The sequence below is a fragment of the Streptomyces niveus genome (genome assembly GCF_001723055.1).
GTDB classification, from domain to species: domain Bacteria; phylum Actinomycetota; class Actinomycetes; order Streptomycetales; family Streptomycetaceae; genus Streptomyces; species Streptomyces niveus.
Window position 1 is genome coordinate 1 of sequence record NZ_MDCR01000392.1, and the last position, 21,657, is coordinate 21,657.

15 protein-coding genes are annotated in these 21,657 nt (G+C 70.8%); 6 read left to right on the forward strand and 9 right to left on the reverse strand.

Translation table 11 applies throughout. The features are described from left to right. On the forward strand, positions 1 to 3,072 hold a 3,072-nt coding region (locus BHU15_RS39870; protein WP_069630692.1), incomplete at its 5' end, for a hypothetical protein. A 43-nt stretch (positions 3,073 to 3,115) separates the two neighbouring features. Then, on the forward strand, positions 3,116 to 4,069 hold the full coding sequence (locus BHU15_RS34285) for a bifunctional riboflavin kinase/FAD synthetase (protein ID WP_171908503.1): 954 nt from the start codon (positions 3,116 to 3,118) through the stop codon (positions 4,067 to 4,069). 65 nt (positions 4,070 to 4,134) lie between these two features. Here BHU15_RS34285 and BHU15_RS34290 read toward each other — a convergent pair whose 3' ends face one another. The 9 genes from BHU15_RS34290 to eccE form a co-directional block, all read right to left on the reverse strand. After that, complete coding sequence (locus BHU15_RS34290) at positions 4,135 to 5,151, reverse strand: ABC transporter ATP-binding protein (protein WP_069630700.1); 1,017 nt, start codon at positions 5,149 to 5,151, stop codon at positions 4,135 to 4,137. A gap of 104 nt (positions 5,152 to 5,255) precedes the next feature. Then, a complete protein-coding gene (locus BHU15_RS34295; protein WP_069630693.1) occupies positions 5,256 to 6,314 on the reverse strand; it encodes an ABC transporter ATP-binding protein in 1,059 nt (352 codons plus the stop codon). Continuing rightward, positions 6,311 to 7,327 carry an ABC transporter permease gene (locus BHU15_RS34300; protein ID WP_079128577.1) on the reverse strand — a complete coding sequence of 339 codons (1,017 nt, stop codon included), beginning with the start codon at positions 7,325 to 7,327 and terminating at the stop codon, positions 6,311 to 6,313. Before BHU15_RS34300 ends, BHU15_RS34295 begins: the two co-directional genes overlap by 4 nt. Next, complete coding sequence (locus BHU15_RS34305) at positions 7,324 to 8,400, reverse strand: ABC transporter permease (RefSeq protein WP_023538291.1); 1,077 nt, start codon at positions 8,398 to 8,400, stop codon at positions 7,324 to 7,326. Before BHU15_RS34305 ends, BHU15_RS34300 begins: the two co-directional genes overlap by 4 nt. Positions 8,401 to 8,424: 24 nt before the next feature. Continuing rightward, positions 8,425 to 10,356: an ABC transporter substrate-binding protein gene (locus tag BHU15_RS34310; protein ID WP_069630694.1), complete on the reverse strand. Its 1,932-nt coding sequence runs from the start codon at positions 10,354 to 10,356 to the stop codon at positions 8,425 to 8,427. A 366-nt stretch (positions 10,357 to 10,722) separates the two neighbouring features. Further along, a complete protein-coding gene (locus BHU15_RS34315; protein ID WP_069630695.1) occupies positions 10,723 to 13,962 on the reverse strand; it encodes an SCO5717 family growth-regulating ATPase in 3,240 nt (1,079 codons plus the stop codon). Between the two features lie 484 nt (positions 13,963 to 14,446). Further along, the gene (locus BHU15_RS34320) at positions 14,447 to 14,680 is read right to left on the reverse strand and encodes a DUF397 domain-containing protein (RefSeq protein WP_069630696.1); all 234 of its coding nucleotides are present in this window, start codon (positions 14,678 to 14,680) and stop codon (positions 14,447 to 14,449) included. Positions 14,681 to 14,860: 180 nt separating this feature from the next. Further along, positions 14,861 to 15,559 (reverse strand): hypothetical protein, encoded by a 699-nt coding sequence (locus BHU15_RS34325; RefSeq protein WP_023538287.1) that lies wholly within the window; start codon positions 15,557 to 15,559, stop codon positions 14,861 to 14,863. Then, positions 15,556 to 16,920 carry a type VII secretion protein EccE gene (eccE, locus tag BHU15_RS34330; RefSeq protein ID WP_171908505.1) on the reverse strand — a complete coding sequence of 455 codons (1,365 nt, stop codon included), beginning with the start codon at positions 16,918 to 16,920 and terminating at the stop codon, positions 15,556 to 15,558. The genes BHU15_RS34325 and eccE overlap by 4 nt, the downstream gene beginning before the upstream one ends. A 181-nt stretch (positions 16,921 to 17,101) precedes the next feature. On the opposite strand from eccE, the gene eccB reads away from it, so the two are divergent. The 4 genes from eccB to BHU15_RS34350 form a co-directional block, all read left to right on the forward strand. Next, positions 17,102 to 18,631, forward strand: a complete 1,530-nt coding sequence (eccB, locus tag BHU15_RS34335) for a type VII secretion protein EccB (protein ID WP_069630697.1) — start codon at positions 17,102 to 17,104, stop codon at positions 18,629 to 18,631. Between the two features lie 14 nt (positions 18,632 to 18,645). Beyond that, positions 18,646 to 19,932, forward strand: coding sequence for a type VII secretion-associated serine protease mycosin (gene mycP / locus BHU15_RS34340; RefSeq protein WP_255293275.1), 1,287 nt, complete (start codon positions 18,646 to 18,648; stop codon positions 19,930 to 19,932). A 225-nt stretch (positions 19,933 to 20,157) separates the two neighbouring features. Next, positions 20,158 to 20,598: a DUF2563 family protein gene (locus tag BHU15_RS34345; RefSeq protein ID WP_171908506.1), complete on the forward strand. Its 441-nt coding sequence runs from the start codon at positions 20,158 to 20,160 to the stop codon at positions 20,596 to 20,598. Between the two features lie 6 nt (positions 20,599 to 20,604). Further along, on the forward strand, positions 20,605 to 21,657 hold a 1,053-nt coding region (locus BHU15_RS34350), incomplete at its 3' end, for a hypothetical protein (RefSeq protein ID WP_069630698.1).

Genomic DNA, 21,657 nt, shown 5'->3' on the forward strand with positions numbered 1-21,657 from the left:
GCGACGGACCCGGCGGGGCCGCTCGCGGCCCTGCTCCGTCTGAACGACGCCACCGTGCCGGGCTACGGACGCGATCTCAACCTCGCCGGCGCGCTGCACCTCACGGCGGCGACCGGGGGAAGGGCCGGGGCCGCAGGTCGGTCGGCTGATGTGCCGGGGCTCGTCCAACGGGTGAACACGTCGCGCGAGTTGAGCGCCTTCACCGATGCGCCGACCGGCGGCGCCACGGGCTGTGACGCTCTTGTCCTGGGCCTGGTGGGCGATCCGGGAACCGGCCGTACGACGGAACTCACCGCACTCGCCGAGCGACGCGTCCACGGGGCGGCGCCGGCCCCCACCGTCCGGCTGCGCGGCGCCGACCTGCGCGCCGGCGATGCGTCCCTCGCCGACGCCGTGGGGCGCGCGCTCGGCGCGGCGGCCCGGACCGTGATCGCGTCCGGGGCACCGGGGGCCGCGGCGTCGGCGACACCCGAGCAGGTGGCCAGAGTCGCACGGCGCGCGGGGCGGGCGCTGCTCGTCCTGCTCGACGGACCGGAAGAGATGCCGCCCCAGTTGGCCCCCTCGCTGCCCGACTGGACGGGGCGCACCGGCGACTGGCTCCGTGACGAGGGCGCCAGGCTGGTCGTCGCCTGCCGCCCCGAGTTCTGGGAGCGGGCGGGGGCGCTCTGGCCGCCGGACGTGCTCCACCGTCCGGCCCGCGCCGCGCGCGGACTGCCTCCCGCCGTACGCATCGGCGACCTGCGGCCGGCGGAGGCGCAACGGGCGCGTGAGCTGTACGGGGTCCCCCGCGGGGCCCTCGCCGACGCCGAGGCCGTCCATCCCCTGTCGCTCCGTCTGACGGGCGAGCTGCGAGTCGCCCTCGGCGGCGACGTACCGGGGCGCCCCGACCGGGCGGACATCTTCACCGCGCACCTGGACCTCGCCTGTCTGCGGATCGCGGAACGGCTCGCCGGGGCGACCGAGCCCAGGCTCCACGGCGCGGCGGTCAGGAGGCTGGCCGCGAGAGTGGCGGGGCAGGTGCACGAGGCGGCACGGCGCTGTCTCGGCCCCGGAAGGGGCGAGTTGGATCGCGACGCGTTCGACGCGATCTTCCCGCGAAGTACGGGCTGGGCCGCCGCCGTCCTCGCCGAGGGCCTGCTGGTCCCGGCTGGGCACGGATACCGCTTCGCCCACGAGGAACTGGGTGACTGGCTCCAGGGCACCCACCTCGACGTCGACGGCGCCCTGGACATCCTCGTTCATCAAGCCTGCTCGGCCGACGGCCCGACGGTTCCCGCACAGCGCACCCCGGCGACGGTCGGGGGCCACAACGGCGCGCGCCGCGCGGCCCCGTCGATCCCGACGCACCGCATCGGCCCCGTCGTGCACGCTCTGCTGCTCCTCGGCCGCGATAGCGGCCCCGTCGCGCTGGGACACCGGCTGGACGGTCTGATCGACGCCCTGGACCGCCTCGGCGACGGAGCGAATGACGGGGCGCCGCACCTTGCCTCCGTCGCCTCCGACGGCGCCCGGCGCGTCGAGGCCCGTTGGTGGGGCGCGCACCTTCTCGGGGAGGTACTGCTGCGGGTACCGGACGCGGGGCCGTACCTCCCGGTGCTCAGGCGCCTCGCCGAACGGATCACTCGGCGCTCCGGGCGGGAAGGAGGGCCGCACCGTCTCGGTGGGCTCGCCGAGTTCGGTCCTTGGTTCTGGACGCAGTTGCGCGTGGACGAGGCCGCGCGTATAGACCTTCTGCGGTTGCTGCTACCCGCCGACGGTGCCCCCGAGGCGCCGGGTGCCCGCTCGCGGTACCTGGACGCCGCCGCCGACCTGCTGGATGCCGACCCCAGGGCCGTACAGCCACTGCTGTGCCGCTGGTTCACCGACGAGCGCCGGCTGCCCACGGGGCCCGACGCGGCCGTGCGGCCCACCGTCGCCACCGCGGCGCAGGCTCTGCTGCACTCACGGCGGTTCCTCGGCGTCGACGACCTCACCGAGGCGCTTGTCGCCGCCGCCCACCCCCGCGCCGACGAACTGCTCACCGCCCTCGCCGAGGACGAGCCGTCGGCGCTCTGCCGCGCCGTCGACCGCTGGGCCCACGACGGGCGCCCCGAGCGCCACGAGGCCGCCGCCGTCCACGCAGCGACGACCGCCCGCCACGTCACCGGCGCCGCCGACCGCGAACTGCTGCGCCGCGCCGCGCTGGCCCTCTTGGACGACCCCCGTACGCACGGTGCGGCGCTCGGTCTTCTCGTACGGGACCCGGTGACTCGCCCGCGCCATCTGGACGAGGCCCTGGCTGCCTTCGTACAAGACGACACAGGGCCGCCGGCGACCGCACTCGGCGACGCGCTCGGCACGCACTGCGAGACCGTCCTCGCCGCCTTCCGCGCGCGATTGCACAACCCCGCGGCCGACCCCACCGACCCTCTGACCGTCCTCGCCGAACTCCAGGAGCCCCAACTCACCCACCACGCCGCGGCACTTGTGAGCGAATACGTCGCCAGAAGGCCGGCAGCGGCCGAACACGCCGCCCAGTTCGTCGACCGTCGGCTCGCGCACGGACCCGCCGCCAGGGCGGCGCTCCTGCCCCTGGTGACGGGGCTGATCCTGCACCGTCCCGTCGAGGTGCGTACGGCGCTGGTTCCCGTACTCGCGGCGCCCGGCAACGGCGCCTCGTGCCCGCTGCGGGCCGAGCTGCTCGACGTACTCCTGGCGTACGAGCGCCGTCATGGCGTCGACCCGCACGGCGCCGAGGCGGCGCAGGAGACGCCCGTGCTGGACGCCCTGCTGCGGGCCGCCGCCACCGGGTGCGCCGAGCGGTCCGAGGCCGCCACCCGCGACCTCGTGCTCCGCACCGGGCTGCTGTCCGTCCGCACCCCCGACGGGGCCACGCGTTTCGACCGACGGCTGGTGGATCTCGGCCGTGAGATGCCCGGCTTCGCCGCACTCGTCGCCACCTGGCTGACCGAGGACCCGTGCCAGTGGGCGACCGTGATCGGGCCCAGTGCCCGCAAGTCCGTCCTGTCGTTGGCTACCCCGATGCCGATGCGGGTCAAAAGCCACGGGCATGGCAGTCTTAGACCTGCGTAAGAGGCATTCACGTACACGGGTTCGGGCGAGGAGAGCGGTCACAGTGCAGCGCTGGCGCGGCTTGGAGGACATCCCCCAGGACTGGGGACGCAGCGTCGTCACCATCGGCTCCTACGACGGGGTGCACCGCGGACACCAGCTGATCATCGGGCGCACCGTCGAGCGGGCACGGCAGCTGGGCGTCGCCTCGGTGGTCGTGACGTTCGACCCGCACCCGAGCGAGGTCGTCAGGCCCGGCACCCACCCGCCGCTGCTCGCGCCGCACCACCGGCGGGGCGAGCTGATGGCGGAGCTGGGTGTGGACGCCGTGCTCGTCCTGCCGTTCACCGCCGAGTTCTCGAAGCTGTCGCCCGCCGACTTCATCGTGAAGGTGCTGGTCGACAAGTTGCACGCGAGCGCCGTCGTCGAGGGGCCGAACTTCCGCTTCGGCCATCGGGCGGCCGGCAACGTGGGCTTCCTGGCCGAGCTGGGCGCGACGTACGACTACGAGGTCGAAGTCATCGACCTGTACGTGACCGGTGCGGCGGGCGGCGGCGAGCCCTTCTCGTCAACCCTGACCCGGCGGCTGATCGCCGAGGGCGACGTCGACGGCGCCGCCGAGATCCTGGGCAGGCCGCACCGGGTCGAGGGCGTGGTGGTGCGCGGCGCGCAGCGCGGGCGTGAGCTGGGCTACCCGACGGCCAATGTGGAGACCCTGCCGCACACGGCGATCCCGGCGGACGGCGTGTACGCGGGCTGGCTGACCGCCGACGGTGAGCGGATGCCGGCGGCGATCTCGGTCGGTACGAACCCACAGTTCAACGGCACGGAGCAGACCGTGGAGGCGTACGCCATCGACCGCGTGGGCCTCGACCTGTACGGGCTCCACGTCGCCGTGGACTTCCTGTCCTACGTACGGCCCCAGCGGACGTTCGACTCCATCGAGTCACTTCTCGACGCCATCGCCGACGACGTGAAGCGCTCGCGCGACCTCGTCGCCGCGTACGACGCGCGCTGACGCGACCGCGCGAAGCCCCAACTACAGGCACCGTACGTCCGAGTTGGGGCTCCACGACGCCCGGCTCAGAGCACCTTCCCGCTCCCCGCGCCAGCCGTGTCGGCGGCAGCGGCCCAGTGACAGGCGACCTGGGTCGTGTCGCCGCCGGTCAGCACAGGCAGGGCCTCCGTGCGGCACTTGGTGGCGACACCGGAGCGCTCCGCCTCACCCGAGGCGAGGATCTGACACCTCGCGTGGAAACGGCAGCCGCCCGGGATGCGCGACGGGTCCGGCGGCTCGCCCGCCAGGACGACCGTCTCGGCCCCGGACTCCGGCAGCACGGACAACAGTGCCTGCGTATATGGATGTTGAGGGGACGTCAGCACCCGCTCCACCGGCCCCGTCTCGACGATCCGGCCCAGATACATCACGGCCACCCGGTCCGCGATGTTCCAGGCCAGCCCGAGGTCGTGCGTCACGACCAGGGCGGACAGGCCGAGTTCGTCGCGGAGCGACAGCAGCAGCGCCAGGATCTCGCCCCGTACGGAGGCGTCCAGCGAGGCCACGGGTTCGTCGGCGACGATCAGTTCGGGCTTCAGGACCAGCGCGCCGGCGATGACGACTCGCTGACGCTGACCACCCGACAGCTCGTGCGGATAGCGCAGGAAGAACCGCTCCGGCGGCCGGAGCCCCGCGAGGGACAGCGCCTCGGCGACAGCCTCCCGTTCGTCGCCCTTGTAGCGGTGGATGCGCAGGCCCTCGGCGACAGCGTCGTACACCGTGTGCCGTGGGTTCAGCGAACCGCTCGGGTCCTGGAGCACCAGCTGGACACGCTTGCGGTACGCCTTGAGAGCGGCGGACTGGCGGCCGAGAGGAACGCCACCGAAGGTGATGCCGCCCGTCGTCGGCGGCACCAGGCCCAGCAGCGTCCGCGCGAGCGTGGTCTTGCCGCAGCCCGATTCCCCGACCAGAGCGACGATCTCGCCGCCGCCGATGTCCAGATCGACGCCGTCGACGGCCCGCGCCGCCGGGGCGCCGCGCCGCCCGGGGAATGTGACATGCAGCCCCGTGGCCGAGAGCAGAGGCGTGGGCGTGGTGGTCATGACTGGCTCCTGACGGGTGGCCGCCCGGCGGCCGTACGAGCGGGACGGTGCGGGCACGGTGTCGACACGGGTGCCGCCGGCCGCCCCGTCGGCGCGGGCGGACGTCATGGCGTTCGCTCCACGGGCGACGTCGGCACCTGCGCAGGCACCGCCGCCGCGACGTGCACGCATGCCGCGCGGCGGCCCGGTCCCGCCTCCCGCAGCGGCTGGTCCTCCCGCGCGCACTCATCCAGCGCGACGGGGCAGCGCGGATGGAACGTACAGCCCGACGGCAGCGCCGAAGGATCCGGCGGGTCGCCCGGCAGACCGCGCGGCGCACGCCGCGAGGAAAGGTCCCCGATCCGGGGGAACGCCGCGGAGAGCGCGCGGCTGTACGGGTGCTCGGCGGCGTCGTACACCGACTTCGCCGGCCCCTCCTCGACGATCCGGCCCGCGTACATCACGGCGAGCCGGTCACAGGTCTCGGAGAGCACCGCCAGGTCGTGACTGATCATCAGCAGGCTGATGTCCTGCTCGGCGACCAACTGCTCGATAAGTCGCAGGATTTGGGCCTGGATCATCACGTCGAGGGCCGTCGTCGGCTCGTCAGCGACGATGAGCCGGGGATCACAGGCCAGTGCCATCGCGATCATCACGCGCTGCCGCTGCCCGCCGGACAGCTCGTGCGGATAGGCGTCGGCGCGGGTGGCCGGCAGGCCGACCTGTTCCAGGAGTTCCACGGTGCGCCGTCGCGCGGCGGCGGGCGTGGCGCCGCGGTGCAACAGCACCGGTTCGGCGATCTGGTCGCCGATCCGGTGCACGGCGTTCAGCGAGTGCATGGCGCCCTGGAAGACGATCGAGGCCCCGGCCCACCGCACGGCGCGCAGCCTGCCCCACTTCATGGTGAGGACGTCCTCCCCGTCGAGCAGCACCTGGCCGGTCAGCTTCGCAGAGGCGGGCAGCAGCCGGAGCAGAGCCAGCGCCAGGGTGGACTTGCCGCAGCCGGACTCGCCCGCGATGCCGAGCTTGCGGCCCGCTTCGAGGACGAGATCCACGCCCCGTACGGCGGGGACGGCGGAGGGCCCCGTACCGTACGTGACCCGCAGATCCCTGATCTCCAGCAGACTGGACGCCGGGCCGGGCCCCGCCCCCTTCGCGGTCTCTGCCTTCGGTGATTCGGTCAACGGGACACCCCAAGCTTCGGGTTGAGCACGGCCTCGATCGCACGGCCGCAGAGCGTGAACGCGAGCGCGACGAGCGCGATCGCGATACCGGGCGGCGCCAGATACCACCAGTGTCCCGACGAGACGGCGCCCGCCTCCCGGGCGTCCTGGAGCATGCCGCCCCAGGAGACGACCGACGGATCGCCGAGCCCGAGGAACGCCAGCGTCGCCTCCGTCAGGATCGCGGTGGAGATTCCGAGTGTGGTCTGGGCGAGGACCAGCGGCATCACGTTGGGCAGCACGTGGCGCGTCATGATGTGACCGTGCCCGCCGCCGAGCGCCTGGGCCCGTTCGATGTACGGGCGCGACTCGACCGCGATGGTCTGCGCGCGCACGAGGCGCGCCGTCGTGGGCCACGCCGTCACCCCGATCGCCAGGATGACCGTCCAGATGCTGCGCGACATCACAGTCGCCAGCACGATCGCCAGTACGAGCGCGGGCATCACCAGGAACCAGTCGGTGATCCGCATGACGACCGTCGCGAACCAGCCGCCGTAGTGCCCGGCGATGATGCCGACGAGGGTGCCGATCGCCACCGACAACGCCGCGGCGAGCAGCCCGACGACCAGGGAGATCCGGGCGCCCCAGATCAGCAGTCCGAGCAGCGACCGGCCGAACTGGTCCGTACCGAGCGGGAATTCGCCGCTCGGGCTCTCCAGCGCCGTGCCCGGCGCGTCGGTGACGCTCTGCACGTCGCCGCCGATGAACAGCGGCGACGTCAGCGCGATCAGGGCGATGACCGCGAGGCCGGCGAGACCGATGAGGCCGGCGCGGTGCGTACGGTACTGGCGCCAGAAGCGGGACACGGAGCCGCGGCGCCGCGCCCACGCGAGTGACGAGGCGGACGGGGCCGTGGGCTTCGCCGTGGTCGCCTTCGCGGTCTCGTTCGTCTCCGGCACCTGCCCCGAGGGCTCTGCGGGCTCTGCGGGCTCCGTGGGCTCGGAGGGATTCGGCGGTGTCTTGTCGATGGTCATCGGCCCACCCGGGGATCGAGCAGCGGATAGAGCAGATCGGCCAGCAGGTTCATCAGGATCATCGCGCCGGCGAAGACCACGAACAGCCCCTGAACGACCGGCAGATCGGGCACGCTCAGCGCCTGGTAGAAGAGTCCGCCGAGGCCCGGCCACGAGAAGACCGTCTCGACGAGGATCGAACCGGCGGCAACGTGGCCCAAGTTGATGAAAATCATCGTGACCGTCGGCAGCATCGCGTTCGGCACGGCATGCCGGCGCCGTACGAGATCGTCCCGCAGGCCCTTCGCCCGCGCCGTCGTCAGATAGTCGCTGCCCATCTCGTCCAGCAGCGAGGACCGCATCACCAGCAGCGTCTGCGCGTAACCGACCGCCACCAGCGTCACCACCGGCAGGACCATGTGGTGCGCCACGTCGAGCACATGCGCGAAGCCGGTCTCGTTCCCCGACTGCATCCCGCCGCTGGGGAACATCCCGGGAATCGGCCCGATGCCCACCGAGAACACGATGATCAGCAGGAGCCCCAGCCAGAACGACGGTACGGACCAGAGTGTGAGGGCCACACCCGTGTTGACCTTGTCGCCGAGGCCGCCGTGCCGCCACGCGGAGCGCGTACCGAGCCAAAGTCCGAGCGTCGAGTAGATCAGTACGGCGACGCCCGTCAGCAGCAGTGTCGCGGGCAGCTTCTCGACGATCAGTTCGCCGACGGGGGCGTGGAACTGGTACGAGGTCCCCAGGTCACCCGTCAACGCCTTCGCGCAGTACTCGGTGAACTGCTGCCACATCGGCAGATCGAGGCCGAACTGCTTGCGCAACGTGGCCATCTGCTCCAGCGACGTCGGCTTGCCATGGGTCATGGCCTTCACCGGGTCGCCGGGGATGATCCGGAACAGGAAGAAGCTGGTGACGAGAACGGCGAACAGTGAGACGGCCGCGCCGCCCAACTTGCCCGCCACGTACAGCAGATAGTCGGTCCGATGGCCCCTGGCGCGGGTGCGGGGCCCGCCGGACGGCCCGGTCTTGACCGGGCCGTCGACGGCGTCCCGCACCACACCGGGGGTGCGTGCGCTGCTCATGCGGTGTCTTTCCTGCCCACAGTCCTACTCACGGTCCTCGGCGGTGGAACGGCGCCGCATCATGAAGAAGAGCCCGAGTGCCGCCACGACCACGACCGCGGCGCCGATTCCGATCACCGTGCCGGTGGACGAGCCGCTGTCCGAACTCGCCTCGCCGGTCCCGTCGGCAGGTACGGCGGACCACCAGCTCCAGTAACCGTCCTGGCCCCAGATGTTGCCCGCGGCCTCGGGCATGGTCGTGATGGACTTGATCTGGTCCGTCCGGTACGCCTCGACGGCGTTGGGGTAGACCATGACGTTCATGTACCCGGTGTCGTACAGGCGCGATTGGATCTGCTTGACGAGGTCGGTGCGCTTGGCGACGTCGTATTCGACCGCCTGCTTCGCGTACAGGTCGTCGTACTGCTTGTCGCAGATGAAGTTGTCCGTCGCGCCGGTGTCCTTCGCCGTGGCGGGGAGAGCGCCGCAGGTGTGGATCGACAGGACGAAGTCCGGGTCCGGGTTGACCGACCAACCGTCGAAGGCGAGGTCGTAGTTGCCCGCGAGCCAGGGGTCGGACACGTTGTCCAGGCACTCGACCTCAAGGCCGATGCCGAGGTCGCCCCACCACTCCTGGAGGTACTTGCCGACGGCCTTGTCGTTCGGGTCCGTGGCGTGGCAGAGGATACGGAAGTTGAGCGGCTTGCCGTCGTCGCCGACGCGCTTGCCGCTGCCGTTCTTCTCATAACCCGCCTTGTCGAGGAGGTCCGCGGCCTTCGCCGGGTCGTAGTCGATCTTCTGGGTGTCCGAGGGCTGCCAGAAGTACGAGTCGAAGCGCGGCGGGATGTAGCCCTGCCCCTCCACGGCGTGGCCCTGGAAGACCTTGTCGACGATCGTCTTGCGGTCGACGGCGTGGAACAGCGCCTTGCGGACGTCCGGGTCGAGCAGCGCCTTGTGGCCGTTGCCGAACTTCTCGCCGTCCTTCGCCTTCGCGCCCGGGTTGGTGGCGAGCGCGAAGAAGCGGCGTCCGGGGGCGTCGTTGACCTTGATGTTCTCGGCGTTGCCGAGCGCGGCGGCCTGGGCCGGCGTCAGGCCGGAGACGAACGAGACCTCGCCCTTCTGGAGGGCGGCGACCGCGGCGTCCTTGTCCTTGTAGTACCTGAAGACCAGCTCGTCGAACTTCGGGGCGCCGCGCCAGAAGTCCTTGTTCGGCTTCAGCCGGATGTACTGGTCGACCTTGAAGTCCTCAATGACGTAGGGGCCGTTGCCCACGATCGGGAACTTCTTGTCGTTGTTGAACTTGGAGAAGTCGTCGACGTTCTCCCAGATGTGCTTGGGCACGATCGGCACGTCGAGCGACGTCATCGTGGCCTGCGGCTTCTTGAGCTCGATGACGAGCTGCGTGGGGTCGGGGGCGGTGACCTTCTTGAAGTTCGACGTGAAGCTGCCGTTCGCCGTGGCGGCGTTCGGGTCCGTCATCATCTTGTTGAAGGTCCAGGCCGCGTCCTCGGCGGTGGCCTGCTTGCCGTCGGACCACTTGGAGTCGTCGCGGATGGTGAAGGTCCACGTCAACTTGTCCGGCGAGGATGCCCACTTGGTGGCGAAGCCGGGAATCGTGCTGGCGTCCTTGGCGTCGTAGTTCGTCAGGTACTCGTAACTCAGCCGGTGGACGCTGGTGGCGAGGAGTGTCTGCGCCAGGAACGGGCTCAGCGAGTCGACGCTCTGGTCGACGGCGACCGTCAGGACCTTCTTGCCGTCGGCCGCCGCCGGGGCCATGGGTGCCTTAAGGGCCTTGGGCGCGTTCAGGGTGTTCGGCGCGGCCTGGGCCTGGGGGGCCGCGGGCAGCAACGGACTGAGCGGGATCACGGAACCCGCGGCTATCGCCGTGGCGGCGGCACCGGAGGCCAGGAAGAGACGGAATCGAATGCGTTGCCGGGTGGGCTGCCGCGTCGTACGCGGCGGAATCCTTGTGACCATGGATCGTGACCTCGCGTCATCACTCGCACGGAGAAACAGAGAAGCATATAAGCGGAGACTGAGTTGAGAAGAAGAACAGACAAGCGGGCCACGCGGGGACGAGAGAAGTGAGCGGCTGGAGACGGGTGGTCGGGATTGCCGACGGTCCGAGCGGTCACTCGAAGCGGCGGCGTGGATCGGTTGCTCGCGTTGTCCGGCAGCGGCGGCTGCGTTGACTTCAGCTCACCAACTGGTGAAGCGAAGGTTTATCAGCGCTGATCGGGCCACGTCAACGGGCGTCGAAACCCCGTGTGGGCTGCGGGAATGCGATGAGGGGCCGCACCGTGAACACGGTGCGGCCCCTCATTGGTCTCGACCTCTGACGCCTTACTGCTGAGGCGCTGGCGGAGCCTGCGGAGGCTCCTGTGACGGCCAGCCGGCCGGCGGAACCGGCCCCTGCAACTCCGGCTGACCTGATGCGCCTGGACGTCCGGGCTGGCCAGGTTGGCCGGGGTGCCCCGGCTGCTGATGCTGCTGGTTCTGTGGCTGGTGCTGCGGCAGCGGTTGTGCGCCGGGGTGCGCGCCCGGCTGCTGGCCGGGGTACTGGCCCGGCGGCAGCCCGGCCGGGCTGCCGGACGACTGCGCCTGGGAGGGCAACGACTGCTGCCAGCCCTGCTGTTGTGGATGCGGCTGCTGCGGGTGGTACGGCTGACCGGGACCCGCCGGCTGACCCGGGACCCCGCCCGGCGCCTGCCCCTGAGCCTGGCCGTGGCCGTGCTGCCCGTACTGCCCCGGCATCTGCGGCTGCCCGTACGGCGCGTGGCCGTGCCCCGGCGCCTGCTGGCCCGGCTGCCCGTACGGCGGCTGCGCCTGCGGCTGACCCGGGTGCTGGCCTTGCTGCTGGCCCTGGTGTCCCGGCATCGGCGGCGCGAGGTGCGGCGGCGGGTTGCCGTCCGTCATCCACAGCCCCTGCTGTTGCTGGGCGCGCGAGAAGTCCTCGGCGATCAGCGCGGACAGGTTGAAGTACGCCTCACGCGTCTTCGGCCGCATCATGTCGAGGTCGACCTCGGCGCCCGCCGCCAGGTGCTCGTCGAACGGCACCACGACGACCCCGCGGCAACGCGTCTGGAAATGCTGCACGATGTCGTCAACCTTGATCATCTTGCCGGTCTCGCGTACGCCGGAGATGACGGTGATGGAGCGCTGCACCAGGTCCGCGTACCCATGGGCCGACAGCCAGTCCAGCGTCGTCGACGCGCTGCTCGCCCCGTCGACCGACGGGGTCGAGATGATGATCAACTGGTCCGCCAGGTCCAGCACTCCACGCATCGCGCTGTAGAGGAGGCCGGTGCCCGAGTCGGTGAGGATGATCGGGTACTGCTTGCCGAGCACGTCGATCGCGCGCCGGTAGTCCTCGTCGTTGAACGTCGTGGAAACCGCCGGATCGACGTCGTTGGCGATGATCTCCAGGCCGGACGGCGCCTGTGAGGTGAACCGGCGGATGTCCATGTACGAGTTCAGATACGGGATCGCCTGCACGAGGTCGCGGATCGTCGCCCCGGTCTCGCGGCGTACGCGGCGGCCGAGCGTGCCGGCGTCCGGGTTGGCGTCGATCGCCAGGATCTTGTCCTGCCGCTCCGTCGCCAGCGTGGAGCCCAGAGCGGTCGTGGTGGTCGTCTTGCCGACGCCGCCCTTCAGGCTGATGACCGCGATGCGGTAGCAGGAGAGCACCGGCGTACGGATCAGCTCCAGCTTGCGCTGCCGCTCCGCCTCCTCCTTCTTCGCCCCGATCTTGAAGCGGGAGGCGCCGGAGGGGTTCCGGCTGCTCTTGGCCTTCGGCTTGTTGTTGCGCAGGAGGCGGTCCGACGACAGCTCGACGGCGGCGGTGTAGCCGAGCGGCGCGCCGGGCACCGAACGCTCGCGCTGGTCGTGCGCCATCGCCGTCGGCCAGCCCGCACCCGAGCGCGGGTCCGCCGGCGGGGCAACTGGGGCCCCGTGCGCCTGCTGTTGCTGGTACGGCTGGTGCTGCTGGGCCGGGAGATTGGGCGTCGGCGACGCCGGTACGGGCAGGTGCGGCGGCTGTTGCTGCTGCGCCTGCGCGGGCGGCGTCTGCGGGGTGTGGGGCGCCTGAGGCGACTGCTGCTGTACGGGCGGGTACGGGGCGGGCTGGGCGGATGGCCCCGGCTGCCCCGGCTGCCCCGGTTGCCCCGGCTGGCTCGGTTGCGGGAACCCGTAGCCCTGCTGCGGGCCTTGGTGCCCGGCCTGGCCCGGCTGCCCCGGCTGTCCCTGCTGGTTGGGCTGGGGGAAACCGTAACCGCTCTGCGCGTACGGTGCGTTGGGCCCGGCGTTGAAGGGTGCGGGGCCACCGGGCTGTCCCTGCTGGCCCGGCTGCGGGAATCCGTAGCCGCTCTGCTGCGCCGTCGCGGCGGGAGTCGCCGGGGTGGCGGGTGCGGCCGGTGCGGTCGGGGGCACATAGGGAGGTTGCTGCGTGGGTGCGTGGGACGGTGAGACCACGGGCGGCGGAGACTGAGGCTGGGCCTGCGACACAGACTGCGACTGGGGCGCCGGGGAGCGATCGGCGGGCCACTGCGGCGCGGGCGCCGGTGCGGCCGGCTGGAAGGCCGGCGGCAACGGGGGCAGCCCGGAATCCGGAACGACCGGAGCCGGTGACCACGGCAGCGCGGGCGCCGGCGGTGCCGCCGGAGTGTCCAGCGGGGGAGCGGCGTCGGAGGGCCCGTCCGCGGGCACGGCGTCGGCCGGTTCGTCGGCGGCAGGGGCGTCGGTCGGCCCGGCGGGGCGGCCCCGCTGGTCGTCCGGGAGATCGGTGATGTCCGCGCCGGCTACGGCGGGTTCCCCGGAGTCGGCCGCGTCTTCTGCGTCAGTGTTGCTGTCGGCGTCGGTCGAGACGGACTTTCCCTCAGGCTCGTCGACATCGGACTCGGCAGATCCGGCCCGGTCCTTGTCGCCCTCGCTCTCGCCCTTCCCCTTGCCCTCGTCCTCGTCCTCACCGGGATCGGGACGGGCATCAGCGTCGGCACGGGCATCGGCACCCGCCCCGTCAGCGGCACCGTCCCCGGTCCCACCCGCGTCGGAATCAGCGTCGGCGTCGCCCTCGGCGCTCTGCGCCGCACGCTTGGCGCTCTCGATCTCCGCCATCTCACGCTTCAGCGAGGCGGGGGAGAAACGCATGGTCGCCCCGCTCTCCACATCGCCGGCCCCGAAAGGTTGCGCGTACGGCTCCGCCGCGGCGGCGCCGTCGGTTGACGGGACGGGGGGCACCACGGGAGGCGTCGCTGGCACCACCGGATCGATGGACGGCGACAGGGGCGCGCCCTGCGCGGGGATCGGCGGCGGAGGCTGTCGGTGCGGCCAGTTCGGCTCGTACCCGCTCCCCGCCGGCAGCCCCGGCACGGCCACCGGCGCCCCGTTCGGAGGCGGCGGGGGAGGCGTGGAGCTCCGCTGGCCCGCACCATCGCCCGACGAGTCCCCGGAGGCGTTCTGCGTGTACCAGGCCGGCGGGGTGTAGTCGATGGTGAACTCACCCGTCAGCTCAACGGGCTCCGCGTCGGACTGATCATCGACGGGATTGTTCCAGTCCCCACGGATCTCGTCCCGATCGCCGTTCACTTTGCCTCCTGGTGTGGTCGAGCACCCTTGTGCCGTGTCGGGTGGGGGCGACCCCTGTCGCGCGATCAGCCCGGCTCTACCCTGTGGGACGCTCCCGACATGTCTGCGGGTTCTCGTGTGCCCCGACCCACCCTAATCGCCCGCGAGTCCACTCCGGCAGGCCCGCCCACCCGTCGTCCGCCGCCCCGTACGCCGCCCCTTGCCGCCGGGTGATTCGGGTGGGGCAGACGGTCAGGAAGAGGGTGGGGTGAATCATGACAACAGCGAACGAATGCCCGCCCGTTCACGCCGGACCGGGCGCGACCCAACAATCCGGTATCGGCGTCTGGAACATGGTTCGGTCCGGACGGTCGTATCCGGTGACGCCCGGACCGAGATGTTCTGCCGCTTCCGCCCGGACTCGTCTTCCTACAGAGGCGAAGCTTTCCGGGGCAGCTCTCCGGCGCGGCCCTGCGACTCAGTTCTCCCGCACGGACCCAGACCTTTACCGGATGTCGAACTCCCCGTCGCGCGCCCCCAGTACGAACGCCCGCCACTCCGCCTCGGTGTACCGCAGCACCGTGTCGGGATCCACCGACGACCGCATCGCCACCGCCCCGCCGGGCAGATGCGCGATCTCGACCCGCTCCTCGTCCCCGCTCGTGCCCGGGGCGCTGAGCCACTCGACATCCGAGATGTCGAGGGCGTACAGCTCGTCCTTCTCCTGCGCGGTCCCCATCGGTCAGGCCTTCCTTCTACAGCGGCTGAGTTGAACGATCTCCACACCGGCGGAGACAGACGGCCCCACCGACGCGTGCTCCCAAGGATCCTAGATCCGCCCGGCACGCCCGGTCCGGCGATTGCCGCCCCGTCACTCCTGTCGGGGACCCAACCCCGTACGCCGTCCTTAAGAGGCGGCTCAGTCCATCCTGCGGGCCGTACCCAGCAGACCCGACTCGGCGTCCGTGGGGCTCGTCATCACCCAGTGACGCTCGCGTCCGGCACACCACAGGGTGACGCCGTCAGCCAGCGTCGGCAGCGCTTCACTCTCCGCGGACGACAGTCCGAGAATCCGGCCGATCTGCTCCGCCTCGCGCGGCGACACCCGCTGTATGCCCACCAGCGTCGAGTTCCGCATCAACCGGGGCGCCACGGGGCTCAGATACGGCAGCAGAGTCAGCACCGACTGCCACGGGCCCGACACCACCCGGCCACGGGGCGGCCGCATGCCCGCGTCCCGTACGACCACCACGGGGCTGCCCACCGTCGCTCCCTGCGGCGGCACCCGCCCCACGTCGTGCAGGGTGATGCACTCCAGCCCCGCGCCGGCGGCCTGCGCCAGCAGCGTCCACGCCTGGGCGCGACCCGTCTCGACGACCACACGCGCCCCGGTGCCCGCCGCGCGGAGCGCGATCACCTGCGCCGTCCAGAGGCCGCCGATCAGCAGGACGTCGTACGGCGCGGAGCGGTGGAACCCCACCATCTGGGGGTGCCCCTCCGCGTCGTCACCGATCACCACGCCGTCGTCGCCGACCGGCAGGGAGAGCGCGCCGAGTTCGTCGGCGGGCATCGTGTGACCCGCGTGGCGCGGGCCGAGCAACGTACGCAGCCCGCTCATCGGGCGCCTCCCAGAGGAAGTGTGGCGAGGGCTCCCGGCAGTTGCTCCCGGTCGAGGCGTACGAGTCCCACCTTGGCCGACCGAGCCGCCTGCTCCAACAGCCGCCGCACGCCGACCAGTTCGGTGTCGCTGCCACCGGTGATCCGGACGTGGCCGTTCACGGACATCGTGCCCAGGTGGGCGCCGCGCCGCAGGGTGAGGCTGAAGGTCGTCGCGTACGCCGGCGTGGCGGTGAGCAACGCCACCAGTTTCGGCAGCGGAGCCGCCCCGCGCCCCAACTCGGGCCAGCGGCCCACCGCGTACGTCGTGTGCCACCGGTCGTCGCACCGCCAGACGCGCGCCGTCTCGGCCGTGCGCCGCGTCGGGGAGACGTCGGGGCGGCCCGCGAGGGCCGCCTGAGCGGGGCTGGCGCAGGCCGATGTCGCGATCGTGGAGTTCAGCTCCTCCTGGTCCAGCACGACGGCCCGGAAGCCCGCTCCGGTGATTCGGCTCGCTACGTGGTCCGCGACCCGTACGAGGCAGCGCTGGGCGCCCTCGACGCCGCCCCCACGCGCGTCCACCGCCTCCTTGCACAGCTCGGGATCGAGCTTCACCGCCACCCACGTCAACCGCAGGGCCGGGGCACCGGTCTTCTCCTGAAGAGGGATGTACGAGAGCCGGGCCACCGACTGCTGCGGCAGATGCGGCGCGGGCGCGGAACGCACCTGCTGCACCAGCTGGACCGATTCCAGCTTGATGTCGTCGACCTCCAGGGCGCCGCCCAGGAGCGACAGCGGCAGCGCCCGCGCGCCGAAGGCGGGCCGCAGCGCGGACCCGCTCGCCTCGACCCGTACGACCGCCGTCAGGAAGCTCCCGTCGCCGAGCATCCCGACCGTGCGGCGGTCCCGGTCGACGTACGTGTACGGGCGCAACGCCGGGATGCCCTCCGTCACCGGGGCCAGCGAAGGATCGACTTCTACAGCGGCGGGCTCGGCGGCCCTCTCGCGCGCACGGAGGGACAGGACGGTGGAGAGCCAGTCCTGGACGGCGTGGCCGCGACGGCGCAGTACGGCGAACACGACGAGCACACAGGCGACGGCGACAGTGGGGACCAGCCACAAGCCGCCAAGCACGGCACCGACGGCGGCCAGCGCGAGCGCCAGCTCGACCTGTACCAACTGCCTCAGTTGGAAGGGGCCGACGTGGCTGGTGCGGGACAGCGGGCGCAGGGTGGTCGTCGCCGGGGCACGGGGCGGGGTGGCGCCCACCGGGGGCACCGGGCCGGTGCCGGGGGCGTTGCGGCGTTGCCGCCGGGAAGATCGGGAAGGGCCGGGGGGCTGTCCGGAAGTCCGCCCATCGCGTGCGCGCGTCGCCGTACCCATCCCCGCGTTGCCCCCTCTGTCCGTAATGGCCGTTTCCCCGTGGGCCGTTGACCGGGCGATCACCCTACCTGAGCAGTGAGGCGTGATCTCCAGCATGCATAGTAGGGGGCCGGAACGACGGTGGCCCTCTTTGAGAGGAGAGGGAGCCGGCCGCGCAGTGGGGGAGAGGGACAGCGGACAGATGGCATCACGACGGGACGAACTCAACGCCTACACCTTCGCGAAGCGAAGGCTGATCGCGCAGTTCGTGCAGCCGAACTCGACCGGCTCCGAGGAAGGCGCGCCCCGCCCGTTGCGCGGGGTGGTGCCCGGGATGATCGTCGCCGTGGTCATCCTGGCGGTCTTCGGCGCCTGGGGGATGTTCAAGCCGGTGGCGCCCAAGCAGTGGGACACACCTGGCGAGAACGTCATCATCGCCAGCAAGTCGACCACCCGTTATGTGGTGTTGAAGACCGGCAAGAAGATCCAGCTCCACCCGGTCCTGAACATGTCGTCGGCCAAGCTCCTCCTGGACCCGGACAAGGGCAAGGTCATCAACGTCGACGAGTCCGTGCTGGACAACGGCAAGATCCCGCACGGTGCCACCCTCGGCATTCCGTACGCTCCCGACCGGCTGCCCGACGCCAAGGAGGCCGGCGCCGCCAAGCGCTGGGCGGTCTGCGAGCGCCCCGGCGAGGGCGGCCGGGCCATCGAGAAGGCCGCGTTCGTCTTCGCGGAGCGCGAGCAGAAGAAGACCGAGGGCGCGAACCAGCTGACCGGCGGTGAGCTGATGTACGTGGAGGGGCCCGACGAGGCCCGCTACATCGTGGACCGGGCCGGCAAGGCGTACGCCGTCGACGCGAAGGACGAGGTGCTGCTCCAGGTCCTCGTCGGAGACACGCGTGAACCACAGCGCGTCTCCGCCGCGTGGCTGGCCACACTGCACAAGGGCGACGCCGTCGACTTCCCCGAGATCGACGGAACTCCCGGCGTCGACGCGGGCGTCGGGGGCGACCTGGATCCGGATCTCGACAAGATCGGCACCATCCTCACCGCGGCGGACGGGACGAAGAACCAGCAGTACCTCGTCCTCGAAGGACGGGTTGCCCCGATCTCCGACTTCACCGCGAAGCTCCTGCTCAACGGCCCCGATCTGATCGACGTGGGTCAGAGCGGCGAGGCCACGTCCGTGAGCGCCGCGACGTTCCGGCCCGGCGAGCCGTTCGGGCAGGACAACGACTGGCCCGAGGACAGCCCCGACGCCGTCAACTCCGCCAGTACGTCGGAGGGAAGCCGTAACACCGTGTGCAACGTGCTTGGCAAGGTCGACCCGGACAGCGGCGACACCACGCTCACCACCTGGGCCGGCACCGGCTTCCCGGCAACGCTGGCGACCGGGGCCACGAGCGCGTACGTCACCCCCGGATCGGGCCAGCTGTTTCGTCAGTTCACGGGTGGTTCGACCAAGTCCGGCTTCCTCTTCCTGGTGACCGACACCGGCCTGCGGTACGCGATGCAGTCCAACGGCGACAACGCGACGGAGGACTCGGGAATCGGCGAGTCAGGCTCGGAGAAGGACAAGCAGGACCGCCAGAACGAGGTGCAGAAGGCGCAGAACAGGCTCGGTTACCAAAACGTGGACGCGGCGCCCGTACCGGCCGCCTGGTCCTCGTTCCTGCCGACGGGGCCGCGACTGTCGACCAGCGCCGCGGGCCAGCCGCAGGGTTCGTGAGGGGCGGGGGAACCATGACGTACACCCACATGCGGACGCATGCGCGCAGGTCCAACTCGCCATCGACGTACCGCAAGTTGGCCTCCGGGACGACGGTGCTGGCCATCACCGCGCTCTCGCTCGTGACGCTGTCGGCGCCCACCGCGACGGCGGACACGGGCCAGTGCGACTTCCCCGGGAAGAACTACGCGGGCCGGCCGTGGTCCTTGCAGCGCGTGCTGATGGACGAACTGTGGAAGCAGTCGACCGGCAAGAACGTGCGGGTCGCCGTCATCGACACCGGCGTCGACATCAAGAACCCTCAACTGACCAAGGCGGTCGATGTCGGCAGCGGTCGCAATCTGATCCCCGCGGGCGCCAAGGACGACAGCGGGAACAAGCTCGAACGCGGCAAGGCGAACGGCACCACCGACGTCGTCGGCCACGGCACCAAGGTCGCCGGCATCATCGCCGCGCGCCCCGGTGACGACACCGGCTTCGTCGGTCTCGCGCCCGACGCCACGATCATCCCGATCCAGCAGAACGACGCCTACGGCAACGGCACCGCCGAGACGCTCGCCACCGCCATCAACCACGCGGTCAGCGAGAAGGCCGACGTCATCAACATCTCCCAGGACACGGCGAACGCCGTGAAGCCCACGGAGCTGTTGGAGCAGGCCGTCAACGCAGCCCTCGCGGCGGACGTCGTGGTCGTCGCCTCGGCGGGCAACGACGGCGTGGACGGTAAGGACAAGAAGACCTATCCCGCCTCGTACGAGGGCGTACTGGCCGTGGCGGCGTCCGACCGCAACAACGAGCGGGCCCCGTTCTCCCAGCCGGGCGACTTCGTGGGCATCGCGGCGCCGGGCGTCGACATGGTCACCACCGTCCCCGGGGGCGGCCACTGCGCCGACAACGGCACCAGCTTCTCCGCCCCGTACGTCGCGGGAATCGCCGCTCTGATCAAGAGCAAGCACGAGAAGTGGACCCAGAAGCAGATCGTCGCCCAGATCCAGCAGACGGCGGAGCGCTCCATCCCTGGCCGTGACCGGCTCGTCGGCTGGGGAGTCGTGGACCCGGTCCGCGCGCTGACGGAGGATGACAAGCCCGTCGAGGAGCCGGTGGCACACGAAGGTGTGACCCGCGCGGACGCGCCGACCCCGGCCGAGGTCCACCTGGGCGAATCCGCCGAGGAACGGAACTCCCGGCTCGCGACGTACGTCCTTGTCGGGGGCGCCGTCCTGGTGGCCGCGATCACGGGGGGATCGGTCGCGCTGCGCGATTCACGTCGCCGGGCGCGGCGAGTTGAGGAGAGTCGGTGAAAGTGGTGATGGTTGAGGGAGCTGTTGCCACAGTCAAGTCACGTGATGGATAACGCACTTCGACGTTTACGGCTGAGTAGTTAGAGTGTTACGTGCGATCACCGATTGAACGGGGAGGACCGGTCCGGGAAGGCTCGTCCACCGTGATCGCTGTGCAGGACAGAAGCAAACGGGGAGGAACGGGCGTCGTGCCTGAGTCGGTGTGTGGCGTGAGCGGGGGCTCCGATGGCAAGTGATCTTGAGCGCGGTGTCGGCGCTTTGAAGAAATTCCAGAGTCAGATCAACACTCTGCTCTCGGAGTTCGAGAGTGGCGCGGCAGGCAAGGGTGAGATCGCGGCGCAGAGCGTGCCGCGATCGTCGTTCAGCGGGCCCGGCAAGTTCGACGAGGCCGAGGGATTCTCCAAGCAGTACGACCGGGTGCACAAGTCGCTCATCTCACTGTCGAAGTCCCTCGGGGACCAGATAGAGCTGCTGAGCATCGGAGTTCACGCCGCCGATGTCGGCTACAACAACGTCGAGGAAGACCTGCGGCACCGCTTCTACACGATCCAGACACGCCTGGACGAGCAGCGCGAGGCTCGGGAGAAGCAGGAGCGGCAGGAGAAGAACGGGGTGCCCGAGGCGCCGCGTCAGGACGCCACCGGCGGCACGAAGGACTTGGGGTGATGAGACATGAGTGACGACAAGAAACCGCCGCTTTCCCCCCAGGAGCAGCAGCAGAACGAAGACGCCACCAAGATCCAGACGGAGTTCGGCGTCGTCGACGTCACAGAGCGCATGGCGTCGTCCATGGGCGGACTCTTCTTCGGCACCTCCGGAGGGTTCTTCGGCAGGACGAGCTTCGAAGAGCGCGACCTCAACGACATGCTCGACCTGCTGGACGGTGCGAACCCTTCGGACCTGGAGAACGCCGGCAAAAACCTCGAAAGGGCAAAGAAGAGCCTTAACGATGCGGCCCAGGAACTGAGCGACTTCGTCAAGGCCACGGACTGGCACGGTGAGGCAGCCGCCAATTTCCAGAGCTATGGCACTGAACTGGCCAGGTATGCCTGGGACTTGGGTTCGTTCGCGAACGTCGTCGGCACCCAGATGACCGTCGCGGCGACCGGTCTGACATCGGTCCGCAGCGCCAAGCCGCCCCGCGACACCCGGGCTGATCGCCGGCGTCCCAAGGACTTCCCGGTCACGGAACAGAGGGACGACAACCCGGAGTACAAGCGGGCTGTGCAGGTGGAGGAGAACCGCCAGGAGGGCATCAACCAGATGAACCGCCTGGCGTCGTTCTATGCGGTGTCGGAGCAGTCGCTGGCCGGGGTGAAGGAGCCGGTGCTGCCGACGATGCTGAAAGCGAATGTGCCGCAGCCGTCCTCTGGGGAACGAGCGGCCGAGTCGGGATCGACAGAGTCGGGCAGGGCTCCTCTTGGTCACGGTGGTCGGCATTCGGACGCGCAGCAGAGCAGCGGTGTTGCTGGCGGCGGTGACAATGCAGAAGGCTCGGTCCGGCCTGGAATCCCCGGATTTGTTAGCCAGGTTCCGGACAAGACGTCCATGGAGATCGACAGCGTCACGACGCTGCCGCCCACGCCAACAAGTCCTGGACCCACGCAGCCAACTCCCGTGACCGGTGGGCCGCCTGTCACCAACGCACAGGTCCCGCCGCTGGGGCCCAACTTCGGCCCTACGCTGCGCGGCGGGACCCCTCGGCAGGGACCTCCGGTTACGGGT